The following is a 13,821-nucleotide window of genomic DNA, read 5'->3' on the forward strand; positions in this document are numbered from 1 at the left end:
TCAGCGCTTGCGGCTGCGCAGGACCGTGGCGATCACGCCGAAGATCAGCCCGGCGGGGCACAGCAGGGTCGCGAGGTTGAGCCAGACCGGCATGTTCTCGTAGCCGGCGGCGAACAGCGCGAAAATCGCGATGATCGCCAGCAGTCCCAGCCCGAACAGGATCATCGAAACCGGGAGGATCGCGGACCTGGGCGTAGCAGCTGCCATGCTGAGCAGCGTATTCAGCGACTGCGCCGAGTACCGCAGCGGGCCTTGGTCGATAAGGACGGGTGTTTTCGGCTGGGTACGCGGTACGCTTGCTGTGACGCGTCCCGGCGCGCCCAATTGCGTGGCGTTTTCGGGGCGCTTTCGTCGTGCCGGGGCCATTGGGTTCCGCTCGGCGGACAGCCAGAGGGACGACGAGGACCCGGAGACCGGGCCAGCGCATTCGACAGGGAACGGTGAGGACAGTGCCGACCGGCAGGGTCAAGTGGTTCGACGCGGAGAAGGGCTTCGGCTTCCTGACCCAGGACGGCGGGGAGGACGTGTACGTGCGGTCCTCGGCGCTGCCGTCGGGTGTGGAGGCGCTCAAGACGGGGCAGCGCGTCGACTTCGACATGGCGCAGGGGCGCCGCGGTCCGCAGGCCCTCAAGGTCAAGCTGTTGGACCCGCTGCCGTCGGTGGCGGAGGCGCATCGGCGTTCCGCCGACGAACTGCACGGCATGGTCGAGGACATGATCAAGCTCCTGGAGCTGAAGATCCAGCCCGACCTGCGCCGCGGCCGCTACCCGGACCGCAAGACGTCGAAGCGGATCGGTGAGGTCGTGCGCGCGGTCGCTCGGGAGCTGGACCCGGGCAGCAACTGACAGGCTTCAGAAAAGACTGTTTCCAGGCTCGTTTTGCGTGGCGGTGCGGGTGGCGGCCCCCCTGCGGGAATTACGGTCGCCTTCTCGCTGTGGGATCCCCGACATCATGAATGCCAATTCACCACGTCGGGGCTGTCCTCGCGAGAAGACGTCTGAGAACCCGCGGCGGTGCAAGCTGAGTCCCACACCGCAAGCGGCTGACGCCGCTTTCTGAACAGACCACGAAGGCCGGGCGCATCGCGGTGCGCCCGCCTTTTATGTCTTTCGTCAGGGGTGGTCGTGGTCGGTCGGCAGATCCGGCCGGGGTGTCCTGATCCATAGGTTCACCTGCATGAAAGCCAAGATCATCGCGCTCGCGGTGGCCCTCGGGGTCGCGATCGGCCCCGCCACCGCGCAGGCCGCGCCCGAACCGACCACGCAGACCATCGACGACTACCTGACCCGCGCGCTGGAATCCACCGACATGCCCGGGTTCTCGGTGGTGGTCACCAAGGACGACAGGATCGTGCACGCCGCCGGTTACGGCCACGATTCCGGCGGGCGGCCGGTCACGGCCGACACCCCGATGCGGGTCGCGTCGGTCAGCAAGTCGTTCACGGCCATGGCGGTCATGACCCTGGTCGACGCGGGCAAGATCGCGCTGGACCGGCCGGTCGTCGAGCAGTTGCCCGGGTTCGCCATGGCCGATCCGCGCTTCCGCGAGGTCACCGTCCGGCACCTGCTGAACCAGACTTCCGGTTTCTCCGACCGCACCATCGACATCAACTCGCTGGAGGAAGCGGGCTCGCTCGCCGAGTACACCTCGCGGCTGAGCACCGGCTCGCTGGCCGCCGAACCGGGCACGCACTGGGAGTACTGCAACGTCAACTACGACCTGGCGGCCCGGCTCGTCGAGGTCGCCGGCGGCCAGACCTTCGACGACTACATGCGGGAGCACGTGTTCGGGCCGCTCGGGATGAACCGCAGCGCGGTTCGCGACGACGTGCTCCGGCCGGCCGATGGCTACAACTCGCTGTTCGGCGCGTGGATCTCCCGCCCGGAGCTGCCCGGATTCCTCGACGGCAGCGGTGGCGGCGGCGTCATCACCACCGCCGCCGACATGGGGAAGTGGCTGATCACGCAGGGCGGCCACGGGCGTCAGCTGGTCGTGCCGGAGAGCCTGCCCGCCATGCACAGCCCTTCCGACGTGCACGAATACGGCATGGGCTGGGGCATTGACAAGCCCGCCGACGGCCCGGAAAGGCTGGTGCACGACGGGAACCTGTTCACCTACGCCGCGACGGAGATGGTCATCCCGGAGACCGGCTACGGCTTCGCAGTCATGACCAACAACGCTTCCCTCAACGGCGACTACTACGACATCCTCACCGGGCTGGTGGCGCTGAGCGAGGGGAAGACGCCCGAGGCGCCTGGCGGCGCGCGGCAGCAGTTCGAGCTGGTGCTCGGCCTGATCGGGCTGGCGGCCGTGGGGCTGGGCGTGCTCGGCGCGGCGCGTTCTCGTCGCTGGGCGGCCAAGCGCGCCGGGCGGCCGGTTTGGCGGATCGCGTTGCGGCTGGTGCCGGTGCTGGTCCCGGTCGCGGTGTTCCTGGCCTACCCGAGCCTGATCTCGTTCATCAGCAACGGCCGCACGGTCACCTGGGCGCAGATGACGTACTTCCCGCTGCCCTTGACGGTCGTGCTCCTGGTCGCGGCGCTCGCAGGGCTCAGCACCGCGGCGTTCCGGCTGCTGAGGCTGCGCGCCGTAAGGTCGTCCGGGTGAGGAACGGCGCGGCTCTGCTGGTCATCGCCGGGGTGTGCGCGCTCGCCGGTTACGGGCTCGACGCCGAGGTGTGGCGGCTGCTGCTGCTCGTGGCGCTGGCCGTGGTGGGTTACCTCCACGGCCGGCACCTGCCGGTTCGCCGCGGCTGGGCCTGGCTCTCTGTCGCCGCGCTGGGCGGGGTCGTCGGCGCGGTCGTGGACTTCTGGGCCGGCTTCAGCTCCCTGCTGTGCCTGACCGTTTTCGTGGCCTTGCCGTGGCTGGCCGGTCAGTTCCGGCGGCAGCAGGCCGAGTTGATCGTCGCCGGTCGGCAACGGGTCGAGCAGATGGAACGGGAGCAGGAGTTCGTCGCCGAGCGCGCGAGGCTGCGGGAACGCGCCCGGATCGCTGCGGACATGCACGACTCGCTCGGCCACGACCTGGCGCTGATCGCGCTGCGCGCCGGATCCCTCGAACTGGCCCCGGAAATGACCGACGTCAACCAGCAAGCGGCCGCCGAGCTGCGCGCCACGGCGGTCGCTGCCACGGACCGGCTCCGGCAGACGATTGGGATGCTGCGGGAGAACGGCACCCCAAGCGTCGAGCCGCCGGACGAGTCGGTGGAGGCGCTGGTCGACCGCGCGCGCAGCGCCGGGATGGCGGTGTCGCTGCTGCGCAGCGGCGAGCCGCTCGCGGTGCCGCCGGAGGTGGACCGCGCAGCGCACCGGGTGGTGCAAGAGGCGCTGACCAACGCCGCCCGCTACGCGCCCGGGGCGGAGGTGACCGTGCGGGTCGAGCGAATTCCCAACGGGCTCAACGTCATCGTGCGAAACTCGGCCGTCGACGCGCCGCCCGTGCTCGACGGCGGAAACGGCAGCGGGCTGTTGGCGCTGGCAGAGCGGGTCCGGTTGCTCGGTGGCACCTTCCGGGCCGAGCCCGGCGACGGCTTCACCGTGACCGCTCGGCTGCCCTGCCCGGTTGTGCCCGCGACGAAGGAAGATGGATGATCCGCGTGCTGTTGGCCGACGACGAGGCCATGATCCGCGCCGGGGTCCGGTCGATCCTGGCGACCGACCCGGAGATCGACGTGGTCGCCGAGGCCGAGGACGGACGGCAGGCCATCGAACTGGCCGCCGAGCACCGACCGGACGTCGTCCTGCTGGACATCCGGATGCCCCGGCTCGACGGGCTCGCCGCCGCGGCGGAACTGGCCCGCGCACAGCCGGAGGTCAAGGTCGTCGTGCTCACCACCTTCGACGAGGACGAGTTCGTGGCGCGGGCGCTCGGCGACGGCGCCCGCGGATTCCTGCTCAAGGCCGCCGATCCGCGCGAACTCCTCATCGGCGTTCGCGCCGTCGCCGACGGCGCGGCGTACCTGTCGCCCCGGATCGCGCAGCGGGTGATCGCCGGGATGCGCGGTGGCCAGGCCACCCGGCGAACCGCCGCCCGCGACCGGGTGGCGACCCTGACCCCGCGGGAACGCGAGGTGCTGGCCCTGGTGGGCGCGGGACTGTCCAATCAGGACATCGCGCGGCGGCTGTTCCTGGCCGAAGGCACCGTCAAGGCGCACGTCAGCACCATCCTGCAGCGCCTGTCCGCGAACAACCGCGTCCAGGCCGCGATCACCGCGTACGAGGCTGGGCTGGTCGACGACTGAAGCGGCGCGACAGGTGAGGCCCGCCGGATGTCACTGCTGGACGTTCAGGATCCAGCTGCCGCCGATGCCGAAGTCGACGCCGCCATCGGCGCCGGGCGTCAGCACCGCCGAGAACTTCTGGACCTCCACGTGCTCCAACCGGCCGCCGTCCGGCGGCAGCTGCAGCGTGTAGGCGTGCCGCGAGTCGGGCGGGAAGACCTGGCTGCGGCCGTCCAGCTCCTCGCCGCCCAGCCCGCGGTAGATGAACACCACCTGCCACGGGGCCGCCGCGACCTCACCGGGGACCGAGATCTGCAGCGGGCTGCGGTCGGGCACCCGCAGGTCGCCGACCGGGTTCTCCGGCGGCGTCACGCAGTTCTGCCCCGTCGCGTCGCAGTACTGGGCGGGGTTGACGGTCACCGAGTTCCCGTGGGAGTAGAAGGTGACCTGCGGTTCGCTGGGGGCGGCACAACCGGCGGCGAGCGCGATGCCCGCCACCGCCAGCAGCGGCTTCAGTCCACGATGCACGGTTCGAGCCTACGACTTGGTCCGTAATCGCGCGGTGGCCGGTGCGGACCGGCGCGGGAGGCGTGGCAGCAGCGTGCCACCACGGCCGGCCACGATCGTCTGCGCCAGCATCAGCGCCAGCGCGGCGGAGACCACCGCGAACCCGATCCAGTAGACCGGTGGCAGCAGGACGCCCAGCGCGCCGCCGAAGACCCAGCTGAGCTGCAAGATCGTCTCGGACTTGCCGAACGCCGAGGCCCGCGACTGCTCCGGCATGTCGTGCTGGATCACCGCGTCCAGGCAGACCTTGGCCAGCGCGCTGGCCGTCGCGCCGACCAGGCCGACCACCACCGCGAGCGGGAACCCGGCCAGCACCGCCGCGCACACCGCGACCGCCATCGCGCTGCCCAGGCAGGCGATGATCACCCGGTCCGGCTTGCCGAAGTGCATCTTCGAACCCAGCCCGTTGCCGAGGAAGCTGCCGACCCCGGCCGCGCCGCCGACCAGGCCGAGCAGCACCAGCTGCATGAACGGCTCGTGCTGAGTGCTCTGCTTGATCACGAACGCCGCGAACAGCGTCAGGAAGCCGGTCAGCAACCGGATGCCGCCGTTGCCCCACAGCGCCACCACCACGTGCCCGCTCAGCGGAACCTTCTTGGTCTGCGTCGGGTGCGAGCCGATCGACGTCGGCACCTCGCCCTCGGTGCTCTCCACCCAGCCCGGGATCCGCAGGCACAGCCACACGCCGCCGGCCGCCATCGCGGCCATGAACCACAGCGCGCCCTCGGAACCCAGCAGCCAGGCGAAGCCGGACGCGATCGCGCCGAAGATGCCGCCCGCGGCCATCCCGAACGCGGTCAACCTGGAGTTGGCCTTGGTCAGCGTGATCTGCGTCGGCAGCACCCGCGGCGTCATCGCCGCCTTGAGCACGCCGAAGGACTTCGACAGCACCATGCAGCCCAGCGCCGCCGGGTAGAGCAGCCAGCTGTTGAAGTTCAGCGCCATCACGGCCGCGAGCAGCACGCGGATCGCGAACGACGCGGCGAGTGCGAAGCGGCGGCCCTGCTGCAGCCGGTCCAGCGCCGGGCCGATCACCGGGGCGATCACCGCGAAGGGCGCGACCGTGATCAGCAGGTAGAGCGCGACCTTGTCCTTGCTCTCGCCGGTGGCGGCGGAGAAGAACAGGGTGTTGGCCAGCGCGACCGCCATCGCGGCGTCCACCGCGTAGTTGCCCATCACGGCGTAGGTGAACTTCGCGAGCCCGGACCGGTCGGCGCCGTCGGCGTGCGCGAGCGAGAAGAACATCCGCATCGCGCGTTGCGTCAGGTCCCGGCTGCGCCACGCGGCGACCCGGGTGACCGTCAGCTTCCGGGGCGGTGCCGTGCCCCGGGGCTGCTCGGGTTCGGGCTCCTCCTCGGCCCGGCCGGGGTGGTCTTCGGGCAGCGGCGGCAACCGCCGGCCATGACTGCGCGGCCGGTCGTAGTCCGGATCGTCCTCCCACGGATACCGCCGGTCGGCCCGCTGCTCGCCCCTGCTCGACGCCTCGAACCGGTGCTCGGCGCGCTGCGGCTCGTCGCGCTGCTCCGAGCCGTGCTCGGACGGCGTCTCCCGGCCGCCTTCGGCGTACCAACCGCGCTTGCCGCGCTGCCCGGCGCCCCAGCCCGATCGGCCGCGCGAGGCGTCCGACCGCTGGTCGTGGCGTCGCAAACCCATACCGTTCATCCTGCCTCACCCGCCTCTGGCCGTTCGGGTGTCCGCCGGATTTCGGCGTCCCGCGAATAAAGAGGACGGAACCGGCCCGCCAGATACACCTGGACACCATCGAGCGACATAAACGGCCCGAAACCACCCCGCCCGGGTGGCGAGAAGATTCGACGGGTCTCGCGTGTGGAGCGAACGGACCGTTCGTGCCGATAGGCGAGGTGAACAGGCCGTTCGCTCCATCCACCCAACACCGGCAGGTGTTGCCGGTTCGAGGTGAACGGACCGTTCGCGCCGATAGACGAGGTGAACAGGCCGTTCACCTCGATAGCTAGGTGTGGACAGGCGGCTTCGCCGCTCCGCAGAGCGGAGCCCCACCACAACCCCGCGTAACCACATCCCGAACAAGCCGCTGCAGCGGCCAGCACGACGCCTGCTCAGGCGGGTGTGAGGCGCCAGTAGCCGTAGGGGTTGAAGAAGATGTCCTCGTCGTCGTAGCGGTCGCACGACTGCTGCCGCAGCAGCCAGCGCGGCGAGTCCTCGGTGAGCCGGAAGCCCTCGCCGTCGCGGATCTCCGCCGCCCGCGGCTCGGTCAGCAGGTAGCCTGCCAGGCCGTCGATCAGCTCGACCCACTCGCCGAGCCGGTTCTCGTCCAGCAGCCCCTCGGCCTCCACCTCTACGTCGGGCACCCCGAGCAGGTGCATGCCGCAGGTGTGGAGCACCTCGCCGCTGTAGATCGGCCGCTTCACCCAGGCCTGGCGGAGGACATCGGGTTCGGCGGCGTCTTCGGCCAGCGCCAGCCACGTCTCCCGGCCGTGGGCGAGGCCGCTGCTCTCGCTCTTGATCGCGGTGGCGCCGCAACGCTCGAACAGCTCCGCCGCCACCGCCAGCATCCGCTCGGAGATGAAGGAGGCGTGCTCCTGTCCGCCCTTCGCGAGCACGTACGCGACCGAATCGTGCTCGTCGACCGCGGTCCAGTCGTCGTCGGTGAAGGTCAACTGCGCGAGGCAGGCCTCGAACGCGTCGGGCATCCGCGGGTCGTGCTCGTGCTCCGACGACTCCCGGTCCAGCGAGAAGAACGGCCCGCCGAACGCGCGGACGGCCGCCTCGACCACGTCGAAGTCCATGCCGGTGCCGAGCACGCAGAGCACGTGCAGCGGCTCCACCAGGTCGTCTTGATCATCCATGCGGCGACCGTACTAACGATCACGCCGGGACGAAGCGAACTCGGAAAATCGTCGGCCAGTACTTGCCGGTGAGCAGGAACTCGTCGGTGCCCGGCACCGCGGCGATGCCGTTGAGCACGTCGGTGCCCGCCCGCTCCCAGGCGCTCAGCAGCCCAGACGCGTCCACCACCGCGGTCACCTGCCCGGTCGCCGGGTCGATGCGCAGGATCTCGTCGCTGCCCCAGACGTTGGCCCAGACCTGGTCGCCGACGCACTCCAGCTCGTTGAGCTCCTCCGCCGCGGATCCGCCGCGCCGCACGTCGACGCCGCCGATCGGCGCGAACGTCGCCGGGTCCCGGAAGGTCAGCCGGTCGCTGCCGTCGCTCATGACCAGCCGCACCCCGTCGAAGCACAGGCCCCATCCCTCGCCCGAGTACTCCACACGGCGCAGCTCGTCCAGCGTCACCCGGTCTCGCTCCAGCGCAACCCCTTCCTGCCAGGTGAGCTGCCAGATACGGTCACCCGTGACGGTGATGCCCTCACCGAAGAGCTCGGCCGGGAGCCGGGCTTCGCGGCGCACCTCGCCGGTGGCGAGATCGGTGGCGCGGAGCAGCGACGAACCGTGCATGCCGGTGCCTTCGTAGAGGGTGCCGGCGGCGAGTTCGAGGCCCTGAGTGAATGAGGAGCGGTCGTGCGGGAGCACGGAGATCACCTCCGCTCGGAGGTGTGGCAGGCTTCCCGCGTGCCCAACGCCCTGATCGGTTTGCTCGCGGTCGTCCTGGCCGTCGTGTTGCGCTGGTACCTGCGGCGCGCACGCCACCAACCCCAGCCCGATGGCGAGCACCCAGCCGCACAGACAACGTCGAGTCGGGAGGAGTCGCACCCCGAAAGCTTGACACGGGCGGCGGCAGCGACGACCACGTACGGCACAATCGAGCATGTGACGCCTATGCCTGCTCCGATGACCAGCCCAGGCGCGGATGCCCCGTTCGAGGACATCGGGCACCCTGCGCCCGTGCCGCCGAACCCGGAGCTCGCCGCCGCCGAGGACGTCGCGCGAGCTGCGGCGGAGGACGAGGCGCGGCCCGGGGACGACCCGATCGGCTCGCCGGTGCTGACCCTGGACGCCGAGGCCGGCGCCTCGGTGGGGGCGCACGTCGGGATCGAAGCCGAGGGCCCGCACGCGGTCACGCACTACTTCGAGTCGAACTACCCGGGTTACGTCGGGTGGCGCTGGGCGGTCACGGTCGCCAGCGTCGGCCCGGGCGAGCCGGTGACGGTCAGCGAGGTCGTGCTGCTGCCCGGTCCGAGCGCGCTGACCGCGCCGGAATGGGTGCCGTGGAACCAGCGGGTGCGCCCCGGTGATCTCGGCGCGGGCGACCTGCTGCCGACCACCGCGGACGACCCGCGGCTGGCGCCCGGCTACCTGACCAGCGACGACCCCGCGGTCGAGGAGGTCGCCCACGAGGTCGGCCTGGGCCGCAAGCGGGTGCTCAGCCTGGAGGGCCGGCTGGAGGCCGCGGACCGCTGGCACAACGGCGAGTTCGGGCCGCGCGCCGACATCGCCAAGCTGGCCCCGGGGGCCTGCGGCACCTGCGGTTTCTTCCTGAAGCTGGCGGGTTCGATGGGCGGCGCTTTCGGCGTCTGCGCCAACGAGCTCGCGCCCGCCGACGGTCGCGTGGTCAGCGTCGAGTTCGGTTGCGGCGCGCATTCGGAGGTCGAGGTGGACACCTCGTCGACGGTGCCGGTGGCCGAGGTCGTCTACGACGACGCCACCCTGGACTTCGAGCCGCGCGGGTGAGCGGAACGGATCCGTTCGGTACGGCCGAGCTTCGGCGGGCCGTGCTGCAGTCCTGGGAGTCTTCGCCGACCCGGTTCCGCGAGGACGCCAACGCTGAGGAAGACCTCAGGCTCGGCGGCTACCGCGACCGGCTGCTGGTCGAGCTGGCGCAGAACGCCGCAGACGCGGCGGGCGCCGATGGCGTGCTGCGCGTCGAGCTCGTCGGCCGTGAGCTGCGGGTCGCGAACACCGGGTCGCCGCTGACCGCGACCGGCGTGGCGGGCCTGGCTTCGCTGCGCGCGTCGGCCAAGCGCGAGGGCGCCTCGGTCGGCCGGTTCGGCGTCGGGTTCGCTGCGGTGCTGGCGGTGTCCGACGAGCCGCAGATCGTGTCGACGTCCGGCGGCGTTGCGTTCTCCGCCGAGAGGACCAGGGAAGCGGCGGCGGAGCTGCCGGGCCCGGCGGAGGAGCTGGCGGCGCGAGAAGGCGCAGTGCCGGTGCTGCGGCTGCCGTGGGCGGTCGCCGACGAGCCGCCCGCAGGCTTCGACACCGAGGTGCGGTTGCCGCTGCGCCCCGACGTGGTCACGGACGCGCTGATGGCGGCGTTCACCGACCAGGCCCCGGATCTGCTGATCGCGCTGCCCGCGCTGACCGAGATCCGGATCGGCGAGAAGACCTGGCGGCGCGTGGACGAAGGCGCCGATCGGCTGGTCGTGCACGGCCCGACCCGCAGCGACCGGTGGCTCGTGCACCGTGCGACGGGCACGTTGAGCGAGACGGCGCTGGCCGGCCTGGGCGTCGAGGCCCGGCACGCCACGGAGTGGCGCGTGACCTGGGCGGTGCCGCTGGACGACGACGGCACGCCGATCCCGCTGGCCGAAGACGTGCTGCACGCGCCGACACCGACCGAGGAGCGGCTGTCGCTGCCCGCTCGGTTGCTGGCGAGCGTGCCGGTGGAGCCGGACCGGCGGCGGGTGGCGGCGTCGGCCGCCACGGACGCGGTGCTGACGTTCGCCGCCGAGTGCTATCCCGGGCTGGTCGGCAAGATCGCCGTGGAGCACCGGACGGCGCTGGTGCCGCTGCCGGGCTTCCCGCTGTCCGATGTGGACGACAAGCTGCGGCAGGGCGTCAACGACCGGCTGCGGGTCGCGGCGTGGCTGCCCGCGGCGAACGGGAACCTGGTGGCGCCGCTGGAATCCCGGGTCCTCGAATACATCTCGCCGGAGCTCGCCGAGCTGCTCAAGGACGTGATCCCGGGCATGCTCACGGCTGAGCTGGCGGATGCCCGGCACCGCAGGTCGCTGCACGTGCTGGAGGTCCGGCGGCTCGCCGCGGCGGAGATCGTCGACGCGGTCACCGGCCTGCAGCGCCCGCCGCAGTGGTGGTACAGCCTCTACGACGCGCTGGTTCCGATCGAGAGCGCGGATCCCGTGGCGCGCGAGGAGTTCTCCGCGCTGCCGGTGCCGCTGGCGGACGGCCGCACGGTGACGGGCGTGCGGGATGTCCTGCTCAGCCACCGAGACGCGGACCCGGATCCGGCGGCGCTGTTGTCCACTCTGGACATCTCGGGCCTGCGCATCGCGCACCCCGATGCGACGCATCCGCTGCTGGAGAAGCTCGGTGCGCACCCGGCCGGCCCGGCGGAGCTGCTCGACGCCCCGTCGCTGGAGGAGGCGGTGCGCAGCAGCGTCTCCGACGCGCGAGCCGGAGCGGACGTGCGGCCGTTGGCCGAGGCGGTGTTGCGGCTGGTCGCGAGCGCGCAGCCGCGCGACTGGCTGGGCGCACTGGCGCTGCCGGACGCGAACGGCGACTTCCGCCGCGCGGACGAACTCCTGCTGCCCGACGCGGCGCTGCTGGAGGTCATCGACGCCGAGTACATCGGTTCGGACGGGCCGCTCGCGGTGCTGGACGAGGCATTCGCCGCCGACCGGCCCGCGGAGCTGCTGCGGGCGATCGGCGTGCTGGACGACTTCGCGGTGCACGTCGAGGAAGACCCGGTCGAAGCGGACGACGACTTCCCGGACTCGCGCCACTGGTGGGCGGAGCAGGAATCCGCGCAGCCCGAGAACTGGCCGCCGGCCAGGTTCATCGGAATCCGGGACCTGGACCTGGTCGCGGACGACTGCTGGCCGGCGGCGATCCGCCTGCTGGTGCGGAATCCGGAAACCCTGCGCGCCCTGCGCGAACCGAACAGCTACTCGGCCTGGTGGATCGCGCGCTACGCGCTGCTCGCAGGCCAGCCGCCCCGGCATTGGCGCCTCGCGGCTGCTGGGGAGCTGGCGGGCCTCTTCGACGCGGTGCCCGACGTCGGGCTCGACGACGAGCAGCTGAGGATCACGGGCGTGCGCAGCGAACTCGTCATCGACGATTCCGACGACGCTGCGGACCTGCTGGAACGCCTCGGCGACCCGGATCGCGCCGTGCGCGCCGGAACTGCGCTGCGCGCGCACCAAGCGCTGGCGGACGCGGTCGCGTCGGGCGTCGTGGACCCGGCCGAGATCGATCTCCCGGAGATGGTGCGCTCGGTGTCGGGCGCGGTGGTCAGCACCGGGCGAGCGGTGGTCCTCGACGAGCCGTGGATGCTGGGCGTGCTGGAAGCGCCGCTGGTGATCGCGGGCGGCAGCCCGGACCAGTTCGACGCGGAATCCCTGGCGGAACTCCTGGATCTGCCGCTGGCATCGGAAGAGAACACGATGCAGGTGGTGGACGAGGGCCGCGCCCAGAGCTGGCCGGAGGTGGCGCGCGTCCCGGCGGCGTGCGAGCTGCTGGGGATCACGGTGCCGACCGGCGAGGTCAGGCTCCACGACACGCTGCGAGTCCGGTCGTCGACGGGGGAGCAGCGGGTGCACTGGTGGGTCGACAGGACGGGGAAGGTCCACGCGGAGCGAACCCCGGACGGCCTGGCCCGAGCCCTGGCCTGGGCATCGGGGTCCTGGCACGAGAGGTTCGCCCTAACGGCCCTGCTGGCGGACCCGGAAGCGGCAACCCTCCTGCGCTGAGCGCTTCACCCGAAGCGCTCAGCCTTGACGGCGGCTAAGAAAACACCCCAAGCCTGCGGCCGAAAGGCCAAGGTCCCACCATCCCGATCCTTGGTGTCCCGAACCCCGACGACGTCAGGCCCTGAGCCGACCTCGACGCAGTTGCCCTCCTCACCGCTGTAGCTTGACTTCCGCCAGTTAGTGATCGGCGACATGGCGTTCCTCCATCTTCTTCGCGCATGCAGCGATGAGATCGGTAGATTCGCGAGGGCTCAACGCTGCTTTGGTCAGACTAGCCACGGACTCGACGAACGGGGAAGTGTCGGCCGGGTCGTCCAGGAAGGTGCCAGCGCGGCGATGCTCCAAATAGACGATGCTTCGCTGCCGTTGGAACTCCATGAGCAGCTGGTTGCCGTTCAGTCCGACATGCGCGCCTAGCTCGTAAGGGATTACCTGGACCGTGATGTGCGGGCGAAGCGTCATACGCGCGATGTGCCTGAGCTGTTCTCCCATCACGTCGTTGCCTCCGACTGGACGGTGCAAGACTGACTCATCGATCAGAGCATGGAACTCCACTGGGCTCTTTCCAGTTAGGACGCTCTGTCGACCGAGGCGCAAAGAGACCCTGGATTCGACGTCGCTGTCCTTGAGTCCGCCAGCAAACATGATCGCTCGCGTGTAGTCGGCGATCTGAAGCAAGCCTGGGACTGGCCCCAACGCCATGTCGGTGATCTTCGTTGCGCTCCGCTCGAACTCCAGCAGGGCAACGAGTTGCTGTGGCAGTCCTGGGTTTCCCACTTCCCACCAGTGCGGCTTGTGTGCGTCCTCGGCGAGTTCAAGGATGCGCGTTCGCTTCTGCCCCTTGATGCCGAGTGTTCCCAGGATGATTGCTATCTCAGTTTCTGAAGGAACCTTGGCCCCGACCTCGATCCGGCCGAGGGTCGCCCTTGACCAATCACACTGTTCCGCCAGTTCCTCTAGTCGCAGGCCAGCTTCCTTTCGAAGCTTGCGAATCTCGGCGCCCAGCCCTCGTGAACGTGCAGTTGTCATATACCCACGCTATTTCAGGGCCTGAGATTGCGCCATTACACATAACGGTGAACCGGCTTGATCGGAGATAGCTGGACCGGTCTCATCTGGTCAGAGACCACAAAAGGAGGTCCCAGTGTCCGACTACTTGACCTACGTCTGGCGCCCGGTCACGGGAGGCCGCCACGCATTCCCCATCACAGCAACGAAAACCCCTGCCGGTACCCCGGTGGTCGCGTTCTGCGGAGCAGAAGCGGACGCAGCAGAGCTACACGATCGCTCCGAAGTGGACTGGATCCGAGAAGACACCTGCATGCACTGCTGGCACGCCCTCACCACCCGCCCCTGACACCTGACACGTCCGGGTGGAGGTGGCGTTTTCGCGCGAAAACGCCACCTCCACCCGGACGTGTCAGGTGTCAGGGGCGGGTGGTGAGGGCGTGCCAG

General features: G+C 70.5%; 14 protein-coding genes. 7 read left to right on the forward strand and 7 right to left on the reverse strand.

Translation table 11 applies throughout. The features are described from left to right. Entirely contained in the window at nucleotides 1-207 is a 207-nt protein-coding gene (locus E1288_RS19920) for a hypothetical protein (protein WP_132487231.1), read from the reverse strand. A gap of 242 nt (nucleotides 208-449) precedes the next feature. Between E1288_RS19920 and E1288_RS50135 the strand changes: the two genes are divergently transcribed. The 4 genes from E1288_RS50135 to E1288_RS19940 all read left to right on the forward strand — a co-directional run bounded on the left by E1288_RS50135 (nucleotide 450) and on the right by E1288_RS19940 (nucleotide 4,237). Further along, complete coding sequence (locus tag E1288_RS50135; RefSeq protein WP_132487232.1) at nucleotides 450-845, forward strand: cold-shock protein; 396 nt, start codon at nucleotides 450-452, stop codon at nucleotides 843-845. A 331-nt stretch (nucleotides 846-1,176) separates the two neighbouring features. Beyond that, the gene (locus E1288_RS19930) at nucleotides 1,177-2,604 is read left to right on the forward strand and encodes a serine hydrolase domain-containing protein (RefSeq protein WP_132487234.1); all 1,428 of its coding nucleotides are present in this window, start codon (nucleotides 1,177-1,179) and stop codon (nucleotides 2,602-2,604) included. Then, nucleotides 2,601-3,587, forward strand: coding sequence for a sensor histidine kinase (locus E1288_RS19935; protein ID WP_132487236.1), 987 nt, complete (start codon nucleotides 2,601-2,603; stop codon nucleotides 3,585-3,587). Before E1288_RS19930 ends, E1288_RS19935 begins: the two co-directional genes overlap by 4 nt. Continuing rightward, entirely contained in the window at nucleotides 3,584-4,237 is a 654-nt protein-coding gene (locus E1288_RS19940) for a response regulator (RefSeq protein ID WP_132487238.1), read from the forward strand. The genes E1288_RS19935 and E1288_RS19940 overlap by 4 nt, the downstream gene beginning before the upstream one ends. A 30-nt stretch (nucleotides 4,238-4,267) precedes the next feature. Here E1288_RS19940 and E1288_RS19945 read toward each other — a convergent pair whose 3' ends face one another. From E1288_RS19945 to E1288_RS19960, 4 genes are all read right to left on the reverse strand, one after another. Continuing rightward, entirely contained in the window at nucleotides 4,268-4,744 is a 477-nt protein-coding gene (locus E1288_RS19945; protein WP_132487240.1) for a DUF2771 family protein, read from the reverse strand. Between the two features lie 9 nt (nucleotides 4,745-4,753). Next, a complete protein-coding gene (locus E1288_RS19950) occupies nucleotides 4,754-6,436 on the reverse strand; it encodes an MFS transporter (protein WP_132487242.1) in 1,683 nt (560 codons plus the stop codon). A 425-nt stretch (nucleotides 6,437-6,861) separates the two neighbouring features. Further along, nucleotides 6,862-7,611 (reverse strand): hypothetical protein, encoded by a 750-nt coding sequence (locus tag E1288_RS19955; RefSeq protein ID WP_132487244.1) that lies wholly within the window; start codon nucleotides 7,609-7,611, stop codon nucleotides 6,862-6,864. Between the two features lie 19 nt (nucleotides 7,612-7,630). Then, nucleotides 7,631-8,530 carry a glutaminyl-peptide cyclotransferase gene (locus E1288_RS19960; protein ID WP_408013625.1) on the reverse strand — a complete coding sequence of 300 codons (900 nt, stop codon included), beginning with the start codon at nucleotides 8,528-8,530 and terminating at the stop codon, nucleotides 7,631-7,633. 21 nt (nucleotides 8,531-8,551) lie between these two features. On the opposite strand from E1288_RS19960, the gene E1288_RS19965 reads away from it, so the two are divergent. Both E1288_RS19965 and E1288_RS19970 read left to right on the forward strand, forming a co-directional pair. Beyond that, on the forward strand, nucleotides 8,552-9,391 hold the full coding sequence (locus tag E1288_RS19965; RefSeq protein ID WP_132487246.1) for a DUF3027 domain-containing protein: 840 nt from the start codon (nucleotides 8,552-8,554) through the stop codon (nucleotides 9,389-9,391). Then, on the forward strand, nucleotides 9,388-12,366 hold the full coding sequence (locus tag E1288_RS19970; protein ID WP_132487248.1) for a sacsin N-terminal ATP-binding-like domain-containing protein: 2,979 nt from the start codon (nucleotides 9,388-9,390) through the stop codon (nucleotides 12,364-12,366). Before E1288_RS19965 ends, E1288_RS19970 begins: the two co-directional genes overlap by 4 nt. 5 nt (nucleotides 12,367-12,371) lie before the next feature. Here the strand turns inward: E1288_RS19970 and E1288_RS19975 are convergent, their stop codons facing one another. Next, nucleotides 12,372-12,560, reverse strand: coding sequence for a DUF397 domain-containing protein (locus E1288_RS19975; protein ID WP_132487250.1), 189 nt, complete (start codon nucleotides 12,558-12,560; stop codon nucleotides 12,372-12,374). Then, nucleotides 12,544-13,395 carry a helix-turn-helix domain-containing protein gene (locus E1288_RS19980; RefSeq protein ID WP_132487252.1) on the reverse strand — a complete coding sequence of 284 codons (852 nt, stop codon included), beginning with the start codon at nucleotides 13,393-13,395 and terminating at the stop codon, nucleotides 12,544-12,546. The genes E1288_RS19975 and E1288_RS19980 overlap by 17 nt, the downstream gene beginning before the upstream one ends. Before the next feature lie 115 nt (nucleotides 13,396-13,510). Here E1288_RS19980 and E1288_RS19985 point away from each other — a divergent pair, with 115 nt between their 5' ends. Next, nucleotides 13,511-13,723, forward strand: a complete 213-nt coding sequence (locus tag E1288_RS19985; RefSeq protein WP_132487254.1) for a zinc finger protein — start codon at nucleotides 13,511-13,513, stop codon at nucleotides 13,721-13,723. The last annotated feature ends 98 nt before the right edge of the window (nucleotides 13,724-13,821 follow it).

This window comes from Saccharopolyspora elongata, assembly GCF_004348985.1.
In the GTDB taxonomy this organism is placed as follows: domain Bacteria; phylum Actinomycetota; class Actinomycetes; order Mycobacteriales; family Pseudonocardiaceae; genus Saccharopolyspora; species Saccharopolyspora elongata.